The organism is Mycobacterium bulgaricum (assembly GCF_041287165.2).
GTDB classification, from domain to species: Bacteria; Actinomycetota; Actinomycetes; order Mycobacteriales; family Mycobacteriaceae; genus Mycobacterium; species Mycobacterium bulgaricum.
Genome location: NZ_JBGGKV020000009.1, coordinates 149,114 through 164,379, shown reverse-complemented (window position 1 = coordinate 164,379; position 15,266 = coordinate 149,114). Strand labels below are relative to the sequence as shown.

General features: G+C 68.9%; 14 protein-coding genes. 8 read left to right on the top strand and 6 right to left on the bottom strand.

The features are described from left to right. Window positions 1-93: 93 nt before the first annotated feature. From ACAG24_RS22195 to ACAG24_RS22170, 6 genes are all read left to right on the top strand, one after another. Window positions 94-1,014: a TauD/TfdA dioxygenase family protein gene (locus ACAG24_RS22195; RefSeq protein WP_370474517.1), complete on the top strand. Its 921-nt coding sequence runs from the start codon at window positions 94-96 to the stop codon at window positions 1,012-1,014. 69 nt (window positions 1,015-1,083) lie between these two features. After that, the gene (cobG, locus tag ACAG24_RS22190; RefSeq protein ID WP_370474518.1) at window positions 1,084-2,202 is read left to right on the top strand and encodes a precorrin-3B synthase; all 1,119 of its coding nucleotides are present in this window, start codon (window positions 1,084-1,086) and stop codon (window positions 2,200-2,202) included. Between the two features lie 9 nt (window positions 2,203-2,211). Further along, window positions 2,212-2,838, top strand: coding sequence for a precorrin-8X methylmutase (locus ACAG24_RS22185; protein WP_370474519.1), 627 nt, complete (start codon window positions 2,212-2,214; stop codon window positions 2,836-2,838). After that, window positions 2,835-4,313 carry a precorrin-2 C(20)-methyltransferase gene (locus tag ACAG24_RS22180; RefSeq protein ID WP_370474520.1) on the top strand — a complete coding sequence of 493 codons (1,479 nt, stop codon included), beginning with the start codon at window positions 2,835-2,837 and terminating at the stop codon, window positions 4,311-4,313. Before ACAG24_RS22185 ends, ACAG24_RS22180 begins: the two co-directional genes overlap by 4 nt. A 77-nt stretch (window positions 4,314-4,390) precedes the next feature. Next, a complete protein-coding gene (locus ACAG24_RS22175; protein WP_370474521.1) occupies window positions 4,391-5,023 on the top strand; it encodes a TetR/AcrR family transcriptional regulator in 633 nt (210 codons plus the stop codon). Next, on the top strand, window positions 5,020-6,108 hold the full coding sequence (locus ACAG24_RS22170; RefSeq protein ID WP_370474522.1) for a phosphotransferase family protein: 1,089 nt from the start codon (window positions 5,020-5,022) through the stop codon (window positions 6,106-6,108). Before ACAG24_RS22175 ends, ACAG24_RS22170 begins: the two co-directional genes overlap by 4 nt. Here ACAG24_RS22170 and cbiE read toward each other — a convergent pair. Beyond that, the gene (gene cbiE, locus ACAG24_RS22165) at window positions 6,071-7,261 is read right to left on the bottom strand and encodes a precorrin-6y C5,15-methyltransferase (decarboxylating) subunit CbiE (protein ID WP_370474523.1); all 1,191 of its coding nucleotides are present in this window, start codon (window positions 7,259-7,261) and stop codon (window positions 6,071-6,073) included. The genes ACAG24_RS22170 and cbiE overlap by 38 nt on opposite strands. After that, on the bottom strand, window positions 7,258-8,037 hold the full coding sequence (dprE2, locus tag ACAG24_RS22160; protein WP_370474524.1) for a decaprenylphospho-beta-D-erythro-pentofuranosid-2-ulose 2-reductase: 780 nt from the start codon (window positions 8,035-8,037) through the stop codon (window positions 7,258-7,260). Before dprE2 ends, cbiE begins: the two co-directional genes overlap by 4 nt. Before the next feature lie 35 nt (window positions 8,038-8,072). Between dprE2 and ACAG24_RS22155 the strand changes: the two genes are divergently transcribed. Continuing rightward, entirely contained in the window at window positions 8,073-8,486 is a 414-nt protein-coding gene (locus ACAG24_RS22155; RefSeq protein WP_370474525.1) for a F420-dependent biliverdin reductase, read from the top strand. A gap of 7 nt (window positions 8,487-8,493) precedes the next feature. Here the strand turns inward: ACAG24_RS22155 and ACAG24_RS22150 are convergent, their stop codons facing one another. Next, window positions 8,494-9,624, bottom strand: a complete 1,131-nt coding sequence (locus ACAG24_RS22150) for a M24 family metallopeptidase (protein ID WP_370474526.1) — start codon at window positions 9,622-9,624, stop codon at window positions 8,494-8,496. Window positions 9,625-9,653: 29 nt separating this feature from the next. On the opposite strand from ACAG24_RS22150, the gene ACAG24_RS22145 reads away from it, so the two are divergent. Beyond that, window positions 9,654-10,628 carry a 5'-3' exonuclease gene (locus ACAG24_RS22145; RefSeq protein WP_370474527.1) on the top strand — a complete coding sequence of 325 codons (975 nt, stop codon included), beginning with the start codon at window positions 9,654-9,656 and terminating at the stop codon, window positions 10,626-10,628. Window positions 10,629-10,657: 29 nt separating this feature from the next. Here the strand turns inward: ACAG24_RS22145 and ACAG24_RS22140 are convergent, their stop codons facing one another. From ACAG24_RS22140 to tatC, 3 genes are read right to left on the bottom strand one after another with little or no spacing between them, the layout of a single operon-like run. Beyond that, window positions 10,658-11,440: a DUF4333 domain-containing protein gene (locus ACAG24_RS22140; RefSeq protein WP_370474528.1), complete on the bottom strand. Its 783-nt coding sequence runs from the start codon at window positions 11,438-11,440 to the stop codon at window positions 10,658-10,660. Between the two features lie 47 nt (window positions 11,441-11,487). Then, window positions 11,488-14,283, bottom strand: coding sequence for a DEAD/DEAH box helicase (locus ACAG24_RS22135; protein WP_370474529.1), 2,796 nt, complete (start codon window positions 14,281-14,283; stop codon window positions 11,488-11,490). Beyond that, complete coding sequence (tatC, locus tag ACAG24_RS22130; protein WP_370474530.1) at window positions 14,267-15,217, bottom strand: twin-arginine translocase subunit TatC; 951 nt, start codon at window positions 15,215-15,217, stop codon at window positions 14,267-14,269. Before tatC ends, ACAG24_RS22135 begins: the two co-directional genes overlap by 17 nt. Window positions 15,218-15,266 lie beyond the last annotated feature (49 nt).

Below are 15,266 nucleotides of genomic sequence, written 5' to 3'. Positions count from 1 at the left end.
AACTGCACGGATTCGATTCGCGTTGAATCTAAAGGTGGGCCCGGTCGCTGCGACGCGGCACAGTGACGGTCTGAAAGTTTTGGAGGAGGACCGTTGTCATCATTGACTGTCGTCAAGCTCGGCGCACACATCGGGGCACGTATCGACGGCGTCGATCTGGCGCGCGGCGTGAGTTCACGTACCGCGGCTCAGATCAACGCCGCGCTGCTCGAACACAAGGTGATCTTCTTCCGCGGACAGCACGACCTCGACGACGACGGCCAGCTCGAGTTCGCTCGCGCACTGGGCACACCGACGACGGCACATCCGACGGTGACCTCGCGCGGCGCCAAGGTGCTGCCGATCGACTCGCGCTACGACAAGGCCAACAGCTGGCACACCGACGTCACTTTCGTCGACCGCATACCGAAAGCATCGCTGTTGCGGGCGATCACGCTGCCGCCGTACGGCGGGACGACCACATGGGCGTCGACCGAAGCGGCCTATGACCGGCTCCCCGGCCCGCTGCGGCTGCTGGCGGAGAACCTGTGGGCGGTGCACACCAACACCTATGACTACGCCGCCGATGCCGACGCGCGCATCGAAAAACTCGCCGACACCGAGCGCCAGTATCGCGAGGAGTTCGTCTCCGACTACTACGAGACCGAGCATCCCGTCGTCCGGGTTCACCCCGAGACCGGGCGCAAGGTGCTGCTGCTCGGCCACTTCGTCAAGCACTTCGTGGGCCTCGGCCACGCCGAGTCGACGGCGCTGTTCGCGCTGTTGCAGAATCGGATCACCAAGCTGGAGAACACGATTCGATGGAACTGGGAGCTGGGCGACCTCGCCGTGTGGGACAACAGGGCCACCCAGCACTACGCCGTCGCCGACTACGACGACCAGTTCCGCCGCCTCTCACGGGTCACCCTCGCCGGGGACATCCCCGTCGATGTCCACGGCGTCCCCAGCCGGGCCATCACAGGCGACGCATCGACGTACTCACAGATCGTGACGCCGGTGGCGCTCGCGAGCTGAGAGCCTCGCGGCGCGCACATCTGGACCCGCAGGCCAGTTCTCGGCCGGCCACGCGGGTACCGTGAGCCCATGGCCCGGACTCGCGACGACGACGCCTGTCCCGGCGCGCTGCAGACCCACAGCGCTGCAGACGGCGAGCTGGCGCGGATCCGCCTGCCCGGCGGTGTCATGACCGCCGACCAGATGGAAACGATCGCCCTCGCCGCCATCGATTTCGCCGCATCCACGCTGGAGCTGACGTCGCGCGGCAACGTGCAGATCCGCGGTGTGCGCGACACCGCGTCTGTCGCAGGTCTCCTAGCCGACACCGGATTGCTGCCGTCGGCGAGCCACGAACGCGTGCGCAACATCGTGGCCTCCCCGCTGGCCGGTCGCAGCGGCGGACTTTGCGACACGCGCGGACTCGTTGTCGCGCTCGACGCCGCGCTGCAGCGCGACCCGCAGCTGGCCAGGTTGCCCGGACGTTTTCTGTTCGGCATCGACGACGGGCGCGGGGACATCTCGGGGCTCGGCGCCGACGTCGGCGTCCATGCCCTCGACACGGCCACCGGCGCACTGCTTCTTGGCGGTGAAGACACCGGAGTCCGAATCGACATCGCCGACGCGGTGCACGAACTGCTCTCCGTGGCGACGCGCTTCACCGAGGCGCGGGGAAACGCCTGGCGCGTCACCGAACTCGACGATCCGGCCGTACTGCTCGCGGATCGGGCCGCGGTCACCCCTCCGGGGATGACGTGGCCCCCGCAGGCCCGCCCGCCCGTCGGATGGATCGAGCAGGACGACGGACGCATCACCCTCGGCGCCGCCGTACCGCTCGGTGTCCTCGACGCCGAGGTGGCGCGCTACCTGGCGGCCATCGGCGCCCCACTGGCGGTCACCCCGTGGCGGTCGGTCCTGATCTTCGACCTCGACGAGGGCGTCGCCGATGTCGCCCTGCGGGTGCTCGCACCCTTGGGGCTGGTGTTCGACGAGGACTCCCCCTGGCTGTCGCTGTCGGCCTGTACGGGCAGCCCGGGCTGTGCACACTCCCTGACCGACGTGCGGGCCGACGCGGCGGCGGCGCTGGACCCCGCGGTGAGGTCGCACAGGCACTTCGTCGGCTGTGAACGCGCCTGCGGCAGCCCTGCACACGGCGCCGTGCTGGTGGCGACCGGAGACGGCTATCAGGCCCGCGAACTGCACCCGTAGGGTGAACGGGTGCTCGACTACACCCGCGACGCCGCGGAGATCTACCGTCAGTCGTTTGCGACCATCCGCGACGAGGCCGATCTCGCGCGATTTCCCGCCGACGTCGCCCGCGCGGTGGTGCGGCTGATCCATACGTGCGGACAGGTCGATGTCACCGAGCACGTCGCTTTCACCCCTGACGTGGTGTCTCGTACCCATGCCGCACTCGCCGGCGGCGCCCCCATCCTGTGCGATTCGTCGATGGTCGCCGCGGGAATCACCCGGCGGCGGCTACCCGCCGACAACGAGGTGGTCTCCTTGGTCGCCGATTCCCGCGCCCCCGACCTCGCCGCCAAGATGGGCACCACCCGCTCGGCAGCAGCGGTCGATCTCTGGGCGGACCGGATCCCCGGCGCGGTGCTGGCCATCGGCAATGCGCCCACCGCGCTGTTCCGACTGCTCGAGCTCGTCGACGACGGCGTCGCACCGCCGGCCTCGGTGCTCGGCGGGCCCGTGGGTTTCGTCGGTTCCGAGCAGTCCAAGCAGGAGCTCATCGACAACCCGCGCGGCATCTCCTACCTGATGGTCACCGGCCGTCGAGGCGGCAGCGCGATGGCTGCGGCGGCCGTGAACGCGATTGCGGCAGAGGACGAATGACGGGAACTCAGGGGACCCTGTGGGGCGTCGGACTCGGTCCCGGCGACCCGGAGCTGGTGACGGTGAAGGCGGCCCGGGTGATCGGCGCGGCCGACGTGGTCGCATATCACAGCGCGCGGCACGGGCGCAGCATTGCGCGCAGCATCGCCGAACCGTACCTCCGTGACGGGCAGATCGAGGAGCACCTCGTGTACCCCGTCACCACCGAAACCTCCGACCACCCAGGCGGTTACACCGGCGCGATGGAGGACTTCTACCGCGAGTCCGCCGAGCGCATTGCAGCCCACCTCGACGCCGGGCGCGACGTCGCGCTGCTGGCCGAGGGCGACCCGCTGTTCTACAGCTCGTACATGCACATGCACACCCGGCTGACACAGCGCTTCGACGCCCTGATCGTGCCCGGCGTGACATCGGTCAGCGCTGCGTCGGCGGCGGTGTCGACACCGTTGGTCCAGGGCGATCAGGTCTTGACGATCCTTCCCGGCACGTTGCCCGCCGAGGAACTGCGACGCCGGCTCTCCGACACCGACGCGGCCATCATCATGAAGCTCGGCCGCTCTTACCCCACTGTGCGACAAGCACTTTCGGATTCCGGCCGGCTGAGCGACGCGTACTACGTCGAACGTGCCAGCACGGAGAGGCAGCGGGTGCTGCCCGCCGCCGAGGTCGATGCCGCCTCGGTGCCCTACTTCGCGCTCACCATGCTCACCGGTGACCGGCGCGCCGCTGCCCAGAGCGGATCGGTGGCGGTCGTGGGCCTGGGCCCCGGCGCATCGGACTGGATGACAGCGCAGAGCAGACATGAGCTTTCCGCCGCCACCGACCTGATCGGGTACGGGCCGTACCTGGACCGGGTCGCCGTCCGCGCAGGCCAGCATCGGCATCCTTCCGACAACACCGACGAACCCGCCCGGGCCCGCCTCGCATGCGAACTCGCCGCACAGGGCCGGTCCGTCGCGGTGGTGTCGTCGGGAGATCCGGGCGTGTTCGCGATGGCGACCGCCGTGCTCGAAGAGGCCGAGCAGTGGCCCGGTGTCGACGTCCGGGTCATCCCGGCGATGACGGCGGCACAGGCGGTGGCCAGCAGGGTCGGCGCTCCACTGGGACACGACTACGCCGTGATCTCGTTGTCCGACCGCCTGAAGCCGTGGGACGTCATCGTGCGGCGTCTGTCCGCGGCCGCCGCCGCGGACATGGTGCTGGCGATCTACAACCCGGCGTCGAAGACCAGGACGTGGCAGGTGGCGGCGATGCGCGACCTGCTGCTGGAGCATCGCGACCCCGCCACCCCGGTGGTCATCGGCCGCGACGTCTCCGGCCCGCGCGAATCGGTCATGGTCGTGCCGCTGGCCAAGCTGGACCCGGCCGACGTGGACATGCGCTGCCTGCTCATCATCGGCTCGTCGCAGACCAAATGGCACCGGGTTGACGGCGCCGACCGGGTGTTCACGCTGCGTCGATATCCGCAGAACTGAGCCGTTGACACCTGTCGCGCTTCGTTGACAGTTGTCAGAAGAGCGGGTTAACCTCGCGCGTGCAGCGAGGACTTCCGGTGCGCTCGCCCACCGACCGGCGTCAACCGCAGAAGAGCGACCTGCGGCGTGTCGCCATCCTCGAATCGCTCGACCACCACCTGCGCGAAGCCGGGTTCGACGCGCTGAACATCGCCGACGTCACGCGGCGCGCGGGCGTGACGCGCTCGGCGTTCTACTTCTACTTCGAGAACAAGGCGGCAGCCGTGGCGGCGCTGCTGGAACCGATGTACGAAGACGGGTTCCTGGCCGGCGACATCCTGATCGACCCCACCCAGCCCAGGACCGACCGCATCCGCGCAATGCTCACGGCCCTGCTGGACACCGTGGACCAGCACCGCTACCTGCTGCAGGCGATGCTGGAGGCCAGGGCGACCAATCCCGCGATCCGCGAGGTCTGGGACGACGCCCGCAACTCGTTCGTCACCTCCGTCGCGGCAATGATCTCCGCCGAACGGGAAGCAGGCCACGCCCCGGACGGGCCTCCCGCCGAGGTGATGGCGAGCATACTGTTGGAATTCAACGACCGATTGTTGGAGCGCTACACGATCGGCGGTGGCCTCACCCGCGACGAGCTCCTCGCCGGATCCGAAACACTGTGGCTTCGAACCATTTTCGCCGAATGCGCAGATGAACCGAAAGGCAATCCGTGACGATCCCCCGCACACCCGAAGACATCACACCGCAGTGGCTGGGCTCGGCGCTGGGCGCCGACATCAGCGACGTTCAGGTGACCGCCATCGGCACCGGACAGACGGGTGCCACCTACCGGGTCACAGCACGGTACGCCGCCGATACGCAATCCCCCACTCTGCCGGAAACCTTCGCGGTCAAACTGCCCGCGCAGGACGACACTGTGCGCGAGCGGGTCGCGCTCGGCTACCTGTCCGAGGTCGAGTTCTACTCGGCGGTCACCGCCGAGGTGGCCATCCCGGTGCCGGGCTGCTACCACAGTGAGATTTCCTCCGACGGAACCGATTTCGTCCTCGTCCTGGCCGACATGGCTCCCGCCGAGCAGGGGGATCAGATCGCCGGATGCACCTCTGCCGAGGCGTTGCTGGCCGTCGAGGCGCTGGCCGGACTGCACGGCCCCAGCTGGGGAGAACGGCGCTTCTTCGACCTGCCCTCGATCGTGATGCCCAAGCCGGGCGACGAGGCGGCCGCCAAGGGAATGGGTGATGTCGCGGTGATGGCCGCCGACATCACCCTCGACAAGCTCGGCGGCTCGGTCAGCGACGAGGATCGCGACACCCTGGTCACCTCGATGAGCCTGGTGACGACGTGGCTGCTGGCCGAGCCCAACCGCTTCTCGCTGATGCACGGGGACTACCGCCTCGACAACCTGCTCTACGATCCGGATCGCACCCGGGTCACCGTGGTGGACTGGCAGACGATGGGGGTCGGCCTGCCCGCACGCGACCTCACGTACTTCACGGCGACCAGCCTGGCACCGGAGGATCGCGCGGCCGTCGAGCGCGACCTGGTGGAGCGCTACCATGCAGCGCTGCTGACCCACGGGGTCACCGACTACGACATCGAAACATGCTGGCAGGACTACCGTCTCGGCGTCTTCCAGGCTCCACTGATCACCGTCCTGGGTTTTGCCTTCGCGGCATCCACCGAGCGCGGCGACGAGATGGTGCTGACGATGCTGCGGCGCGGCTGCCGCGCAATCCGCGAACTGGAAGCCGTCGAGCTGGTCAGGTCGTATCAGGCTTCGTCACAGCCCACTGCGTGACGGGCATGGCGGCACGCCAGCCGGTGAAGGAGCCGACGGCGTCTCCGCTGTAGTGCTGGAAACGCCGGAGTCGGCCACCGACACGCGAATACCATTGCGCCAGAACCGCTTCAGATTCAACAGTGACAGCATTGGCCACCAGCCGGCCGCCCGGTGGCAACTTCTGCCAGCACGTCTCCATCAGTCCGGCCTGGCTGACACCGCCGCCGATGAAGATGACGTCGGGCGTCGGCGTGAATTCGAATGTCTCCGGCGCATCGAAGGTGGCGTCCACATGAACTCCGAATACGGTGGCGTTGTCCACGATTCGGGCGCGGCGCTGCTCATCGCGCTCGAAGGCCACCGCGCGGCATCCCGGGCCGCTGAGGCACCACTCGATCGAGACACTGCCAGACCCCGCACCGACGTCCCACAGCAGTTCGCCGGGCCTGGGTGCGAGTGCTGCCAGCGTCGCCGCACGGATCGCCTGCTTGGTGATCTGGCCGTCGTGGGCGAACACGTCGTCGGGAAGGCTGCCGAACCGACGTTCGTCGGGCAGGTACCGTACGGCCATCACGTTCAGGTCGTCCACCTCGCCGGGGGACCGGGCCACCCACTCTCGCGCAGTGGAAGACCTCATGAGTTCCTTGGGTCCGCCGAGCTGCTCGAGAATGGTGAGCTCGGAATCCCCTCGGCCCGTGTCGGTGAGCAGCCGCGCCAGCTCGGCGGGCGTCGAACCGTTCCTCGACAGCACGATCGCCTGACCGCCGCGGCGCACCGCGGTATGCGGCGGGTACCAGACCAAGCTGATGACCTCGGTGTCCTGCACCGCCCATCCCAGCCGGGAACAGGCCAGTGTCACCGACGAGACGTGCGGTAGGACAGCGACGTTGTCTGCGCCGTGGACCCGGATCAGCGTGCTCCCGATCCCGTGCAGCAACGGGTCGCCGCTGGCCACCACGTGTACGTCGCCGTCGACCCCGTCGAGCATCGACGTCAACGCGCCCAGCAGCGGGGTGGGCCACGCGCGGCGCGAGGCAGTCACCGACTCGTCCAGCAGGTCGAGTTGGCGGCGCGAGCCGTAAACGACCGTCGCTCGGCGCAACTCGTCTCTCGATGTTTCGGGGAGCCCGGCCATGCCGTCGGCTCCGATTCCCACCACGATGATCGTCATCGCTTCAGCCTCCGCCACACCCACCGCGGGGTCATCCGGAACGCGAACGCCAACGCGACCAGGGATCTAGGGACCCACACCGCGCTGCGCCCTTGACGCAAGGCGCGCACTGTCGCGTCGGCGACCTGATCGGGTGTGCTCGACAGCGGGGCCGGGGCCATGCCGTCGGTCATGCGACCGATGACGAAGCCGGGCCGCACCAGGAGCAGACGCACCCCGGAACCGCGCAGCGCATCGGTCAGGCCGCTGCAGAACGCGTCCAGCCCGGCCTTGGCCGACCCGTAGACGTAGTTGGCGCGGCGTGCGCGCACCCCCGCCACCGAGGAGAACGCCACCAGCGTGCCCGAGCCTGCCGTGCGCATCGTGTGGGCGAGCACCGTCAGCAAGCTGACCTGCGCGACATAGTCGGTGTGCGCGATGGCTGCCGCGTGTGCGGCATCGGCCTCGGCGCGGGACTGGTCGCCGAGGATCCCGAAAGCCAGCACGGCGGTGCCGATCGGTCCATGGGCGGCGATGATCGCCTCGACGAGGGGGCCGTGCGAGGCGAGGTCATCGGCGTCGAAGGCGACCGTGTGCACCGCCGCAGCGCCGGCCTGCCGGAGCGCCGCGACCTGCGGATGCAGGTCGTCGGGCCGTCGAGCGGCCAGCACGACCAACGAGCGACCCGAAGCCCCCGACGCCAGCCGCAGCGCGACTTCCATCCCGATTTCACTGCGGCCGCCGAAAACGACCACGTTCGTGCCCGCGTGACGGCTCCCGCCGCCGGTGTCTGTCACGGCGCCGATTATCTCCTGCGCTAGCGTGGACGCCGATGGCCAAGGCAACTACGCGACTGACGAACGACGCGCTGGCGTTTCTGACCGAACGTCACCTCGCGATGTTGACGACGTTGCGCGCCGACCAGTCTCCGCATGTCGTCGCGGTGGGGTTCACGTTCGACCCGACGACCCATATCGCCCGCGTCATCACCACGGGCGGTTCCCAGAAGGCGGTCAACGCCGAACAGCGCGGGGTCGCGGTGCTCAGCCAGGTCGACGGCGCGCGGTGGCTGTCGCTCGAAGGCACGTCGACGGTGCACACGAGCATCGACGCGGTGCGCGACGCCGAATTGCGCTACGCGCAGCGCTATCGCACGCCGCGACCCAACCCCAAACGTGTCGTCATCGAGGTGCGCGTCGAACGCGTGCTCGGGTCGTCGAGCCTGCTGGACCGCGGCGACGCCTGAAGGCTGCTCAGGGGACAGGGACCACGACCAGGTCGTGGGGCCGGTTGTTGACCGACAGCGCTCCGTCGGCGGTGACGATCACGATGTCCTCGATCCGTGCGCCCCACTGGCCCGGGAAGTAGACGCCCGGCTCGACCGAGAACGCCATCCCCTCCTGCAGCGGCAGCGCGTTACCCGCCACGATGTAGGGCTCCTCGTGGACGGACAGTCCGATCCCGTGCCCGGTCCGGTGGACGAACGCGTCGACGAGCCCTTCCTCGGCGAGCACGTCGCGCGCCGCGGCGTCGATGTGCTCCGCGGTCACTCCCGGCCGAACCGCCTCGACCGCGGCACGCTGCGCCCGCTGCAGCACCGCGTACCTGCGCGCGACCTCGGGATCGGGTTCCCCGATGCTGTAGGTGCGCGTCGAGTCGGAGTTGTAGCCGGGGTCATACGGACCGCCGATGTCGACGACGACGATGTCGCCGACCTGCAGCTCGCGGTCCGAGCATTCGTGGTGGGGGTCCGCACCGTGCGGTCCGGACCCGACGATGATGAATGCGACCTCCGAATGCCCTTCGGCGACAATGGCTTCAGCGATGTCAGCGGCGACGTCGGCTTCGGTACGGCCCGGCACCAGGAACTCGGGCACCCGGGCGTGGACGCGGTCGATCGCCGCGCCGGCTTTGCGCAATGCGTCGATCTCGGCGGGATCCTTGATCATCCGCAGCGTGCGCAGCACGTCGGTGGCGAGCACGGGGACGGCACCGAGGACCTCGGCGAGCGGGAGCAGGTGCAGTGCGGGCATGGAGTCCGTCACCGCGACATGGTGCGGGGCACGTCCCGGCAGGGCGTCCGCCACCAACGCGTAGGGATCGTCGCCGTCCACCCAATCCCGTACGGCGACACCGAGTTCGGTGACGGCTGACTCTTTCAGTGAGGCCAGCTCAAGGCGGGGAACGACGATCGTCGGGTCGGCGTCTGCGGGCAGCACGAGTGCCGTCAACCGTTCGAAGGTCTGCGCGCGTGACCCCGTGAGGTAGCGCAGGTCGTAGCCGGGGGTGATCACCAGCCCGGCCAGGCCCGCGTCAGCCGTTGCTGCGGCCGCGGCGCGCAGCCGTCGCGCGTACACGTCGTCGTCGAATCGGGCGCCCGTCATGCCGTTCAGGCTAATCGCGTCCTGGCAGGATGGCCCGCATGGCCCGTGCGTCGAAAGAAGCCCCCCTGGTCCTGCTCGACGGTGCGAGCATGTGGTTTCGCTCCTACTTCGGTGTCCCGTCCTCGATCACGGCACCGGACGGCCGGCCCGTCAACGCGCTGCGCGGGTTCCTCGACGCCGTCGCCACCGTGATCACCCGGGAACGTCCCCGCCGGCTGGTGGTGTGCCGCGACGACGACTGGCGCCCGCAGTGGCGGGTCGACCTCATCCCGTCCTACAAGTCGCACCGCGTGGTGGAGGAGAACCCGGCGGGTGAACCCGATGTCGAGGAGGTTCCCGACGATCTGACCCCGCAGGTCGACATGATCATGGAGATCCTCGACGCGTTCGGCATCCCTACGGCCGGGGCGAAGGAGTGCGAAGCCGACGATGTGCTCGGCACGCTGGCCAGCGGAGAGAAGAAGGATCCCGTGGTGGTGGTCAGTGGCGACCGCGACCTGCTGCAGCTGGTCCGCGACAAACCCGTGCCCGTGCGGGTGCTCTACCTGGGCAAGGGACTCGCCAAGGCGATCAAGTGGGGACCCGAGGAGGTGGCCGACACCTACGGGGTGCCGCTGGACCGCGCGGGGCCGGCCTACGTCGAGCTCGCTCTGCTGCGCGGTGACCCGTCCGACGGCCTGCCCGGCGTCCCCGGCATCGGAGAGAAGACAGCCGCAACCCTGCTGGCCCAACACGGTTCACTCGAAAGCATCCTCGCCGCCGCGCAGGACCCGCGGTCGAAGATGTCGAAAGCCCACCGCAACAAGTTGCTCGCCGCCACCGACTACATCGAAAGGGCCGGCCCCGTGGTCCGCGTCGCCACCGACGCCGACATCGACTGGTCCACCGACGGCGACACGCTGCCCCTGGCCGCCCGGCATCCCCGCAAAGTCGCCGATCTGGCCGAACGCTACGGCGTGTCGTCCTCGATCGGGCGACTGCAGGCCGCCTTAGATCAGCTCTGACAAACTCTGAAAGCCCGGAGAGCTCTGAGCTACTTGGGCCTGCCGACCTCGTAGGTGCCGTCGTCGTCCTGGAACGTGACGGTGACCTGGCGCTTCGTGCCGTCGATGCTGACCTCGCAGTTGAAGGTGTCACCCTTCTTCACGGTCGGGCTGACTCCGTTGTTGCAGTTCACGTCGTTGACGTTCTTGGCGCCGTAACCGTTGGTCTCGTCGGTGAGGATCTGCTCGACACCGGTCTGCGCGGCGTTGACGTCGAGCTTGGTGGTGACGAAGAAGCCGGGCTTCCAGAAGCCGAGCACGGCCACCACGATGACAACCAGGAGCACGAACCCGCCGACGACACCGCCGATCAGGGCCAGCGACTTCTTGGAGCCCTCCTCGGAGCCGGGCTGCGGATAGCCCGGGTACTGGCCGTACTGTCCGGGCTGCTGCCCGTACTGGGTGGGCTGCTGACCGTAGGCGCCCTGCTGGCCGTACTGCTGGGGGTAGCCGCCGGGCTGGCTGTACTGGCCGGGCGGCGGGTAACCGGCCTGGGTGGCCGCCGGATCGTACTGAGGGGGCTGCTGCCCGTACTGATCCTGGGGGTACTGCTGCGGCGAGTAGGTGGGCGGCTGCGTCGGCTGCTGGTACTGGGGGTACTGCTGCGGCGTGTACGCCGGCGGTTGCTGCCACGCGGGTTGCTGCTCGGTGCTCGGCGGCTGCCAGCCCTGGTTCTGGTTGGCCGCCGGATCGCCCGCCGGCTGGTCCGCACCCTGGTCAGGCTGCTGACCCGGCCACGGCTGCGTCGGATCAGATCCCTGCGGTCCGCTCATTTCTCTCCTTGGTCAAACGCGTCTGGCATGCCTGCTGGCACCACACACTACCCGGCATCAACAGCTACGACGCCGCGCCGAACATCGTTGATCGCGCGTTTCGCGGTTGCCCGCAAAGCCGGCGACGGTGCTGCGTTGCGCACCTGGTCGGCGAGATCGAGCACCTGCCGGCACCACCGCACGAAATCGCCCGCCGACATCGACGATCCGGTGCCCGTGATGTCTCCGGCGGCCAGCGCCGTGGTCAGATCGCCGGTGCTGGCCCACCGGTAGACGGCCGCGACGAAGCCGTCGTCGGGTTCGCGGCTCTGCGTGATGCGGTGCCGCTGTTCATCGGATCGCAATTCCGAGGACAGGCGGCGTGTCTGGTTCAGTGCGCGGCGCAGCCTGCCGGTCGGTATCTCCGATGCGTCGCCCGGGCCGCGGTTGTCGCGGCGGGATTCGTAGAGCACCGACGACAGCGCCGCTGCCAGCTCGGCCGCGTCGAGCTCGTCCCACACGCCCGCCCGCAGGCACTCGGCGACCAGCAGGTCGCTCTCGCTGTAGATCCGGGCGAGCAGCCTGCCGTCCTCGGTGACGGTTGGCGTCTCCCCGTCCGTGGTGATGAATCCCCGTTCGGTCAGCAGCACCACGATGCGGTCGAAGGTGTGGGCCAGCGAGTTCGTCGCTGCCGCGATCTTCTTGCGGAGCTGCTCGTTGTCCCGCTCCAGCCGCAGATAGCGCTCGGCGGACCGAACCTGCTCCTCCCGGTCGGGCAGGCCGTGGGCGCGATGCGCTCGCATCCGGTCGCGCAGCGCGGCGAGCTCGGGGTCGACGTCCTGGTCGGGCGGCGGCCCGCTCCTGCGCCCCCGCGCCGACGGCACGTCGAGGCCGGCCGCGGCCGACCGCAGCGCCGACGCCAGGTCCCGGCGCGCCCGCGGGTTTCGGTGCTCGACGCGTTTGGGCAGCGCCATCTTGCCCAGCGGCCCCGTCGCGCCCGAATAGTCGGCCGACGAGATGCGGCCCGCCCACCGGTGTTCGGACAGGACGACCGGACGCGGATCGTCGTCGTCACGGGCCGGTTCGAGCACCACGGCGAGTCCGCCGCGCTTGCCGTGCATGGTGATGATGTCGCCGCGCTTGAGCGCGGCCAGCGCGTCGTTGGTGGCCTGCCGCCGCTGCAGCCGCGACGCCCGGGATTGCGCGCGCTCGCGCTCGGAGATCTGGGCGCGCAGCCGTGCGTAGTCGAGGATGGCCGGATCCCTGCCGTCCTTGCCGTCCTTGCCGTCCTTGCCGCCCAGCTCGGCCGCAATGTCACCGAGCATGCGTTCGCCGCGCTCGACGCCGCGCACCAGGCCCGTCACCGACCGGTCCGCCTGATACTGCGCGAAGGAGCGCTCCAGCAGTCGGTGCGCCTGCTCGGGCCCCATCTGGTGCACGAGGTTGATGGTCATGTTGTAGGTCGGGGCGAACGAGCTGCGCAGCGGAAATGTGCGCGTGGATGCCAGCCCGGCGACTTCGGCGGGGTCCACGTCCGGGTTCCACAGCACCACCGCGTGGCCTTCGACGTCGATCCCCCGTCGCCCCGCACGGCCGGTGAGCTGGGTGTATTCCCCCGGCGTCAGCGGAAGGTGCTGTTCGCCGTTGTACTTGACGAGACGTTCGAGCACCACGGTGCGGGCGGGCATGTTGATGCCCAAAGCCAGTGTCTCCGTTGCGAAGACGGCCTTGACCAGGCCCGCGGTGAACAGCTCTTCGACGGTGTGGCGGAATGTGGGCAGCATGCCTGCGTGGTGGGCGGCCAGGCCGCGCAGCAGCGCCTCCCGCCACTCGTGGTAGTCCAGCACGATCAGGTCGGCGTCGTTGAGGTCAGCGGTGCGGCGGTCGACGATTTCGGCGATGCGGGCCCGTTCCTCGTGGGTGGTGAGCCGCAGCGACGAGCGCAGGCACTGTTTGACGGCGGCGTCGCACCCGGCGCGCGAGAAGATGAAGGTGATGGCGGGCAGCAGGTCGTCCTGGGCCAACGCGGCGATGACCTCAGGCCTGCCGGGGGTGCGATAGAGGCCGGGTTGGCGGCCGGGCCTGCCACGGCCGCGGGGCTGCCAGTCGACGAGGCGCTCGGCTTCGCGCCGATGCGCGATGTGGCGCAACAGTTCCGGGTCGACGAGCATGTTCCGCCCCGCCGGGCCCGACGCGCGGTAGTCGAACAGATCGAGCAGCCGCTTGCCGACCATGACGTGCTGCCACAGCGGGACGGGGCGATGCTCGTCGACCACGACCGAGGTGTCGCCCCGAACCGCCTTGATCCAGCCGCCGAACTCCTCGGCGTTACTCACCGTCGCCGACAGGCTGACCAGCCGGACGTCTTCGGACAGGTGCAGGATGACTTCCTCCCAGACCGCGCCGCGCATCCGGTCGGCGAGGAAGTGCACCTCGTCCATGACTACGTAGGAAAGCCCTTGCAGTGCAGGCGAATCCGCGTAGAGCATGTTGCGGAGCACCTCGGTGGTCATCACGACGACATCGGCGTCCCCGTTGATGGCCTGGTCGCCGGTGAGCAGCCCGATGCGCTCAGGGCCGTAGCGGCGCACCAGATCGTTGTGCTTCTGATTGCTCAGCGCCTTGATGGGAGTGGTGTAGAAGCACTTTCGTCCTGCGGCCAACGCCAGGTGGACCGCGAATTCACCGACCACGGTCTTGCCCGCACCGGTGGGCGCGCACACGAGGACGCCGTGGCCCTGGGCCAGCGCCTCACACGCGCGGCGCTGAAACCCGTCCAGCGCGAAAGGCAGCAGCGCGGTGAAGGCGGCGACGGAGTCGGATACGGGCGGTGACCCGGTTGCTGACTCAGGTCGCGTCGTCATCGACCACGAGTCGCGACGGCGTCGGCACCGCGGTGGGCGCCTCGATGGTTTCGGCCCTGCCGATGGGGGCGGCCTGGTCGTCGGGAATGTCTTCGAGTGCCGCGCGGCGGGCTTTCCGCCTGTCGCTGATCCTCGCGACTTGGATCGCCATCTCCATCAGCAGGGTCATAGCCAGCGCGAGCGCCAGCATCGAGAACGGGTCCGACCCGGGTGTGACGAACGCGCAGAATACGAACACCCCCATGATCAGGCCGCGCCGCCATGCCTTGAGCCGTTCGTAGGTGAGGATGCCGACGAGGTTGAGCATGATGATCAGCAGCGGGAACTCGAAGCTGATGCCGAACACCAACAGCAGGTTGATCAAGAAGCCGAAGTACTGGTCGCCGGAGAGTGCGGTGACCTGCACGTCGCTGCCGACGGTCAACAGAAAGCTCAGCGCCTTGGACAGCACCACGTAGGCGAGGATCGCGCCCGCGACGAACAGCACCGCCCCGACCATGACGAACGCGACGGCGAACCGGCGCTCCTTGGCGTACAGGCCGGGGGTGATGAACGCCCACAGCTGATAGAGCCAAACCGGGCAGGCCAGCACGACGCCGGCGGTCATGCCGACCTTCAGGCGGAGCATGAACTGGTCGAACGGCGCGGTGGCGAGCAACCGACACTCCCCGTCGGGCGTGATGGATGCCCTGGCCGAGTCGGGAAGCGCACAGTAGGGCCCCCGCAGCCAGTCCCCGAGACTCGGTAGCCCCAGGAAACCGTGGCTGTACCAGAGAAAGCCGAGGACCGTCGTCGCCAAGACGGCAAGGACCGCGATCAGCAGCCGGGTGCGCAACTCGGTGAGATGGTCGACCAACGACATCGTGCCGTCGGGGTTCACCCGTGAACGCCGCTGCCGGGGATCGAGCTTTTTGAAGAATCCGGGTGTCTGCACTGGGGCTGCCTAGGTGTTGCTCACAGGCGCGAAATCACGAACGCGGCCG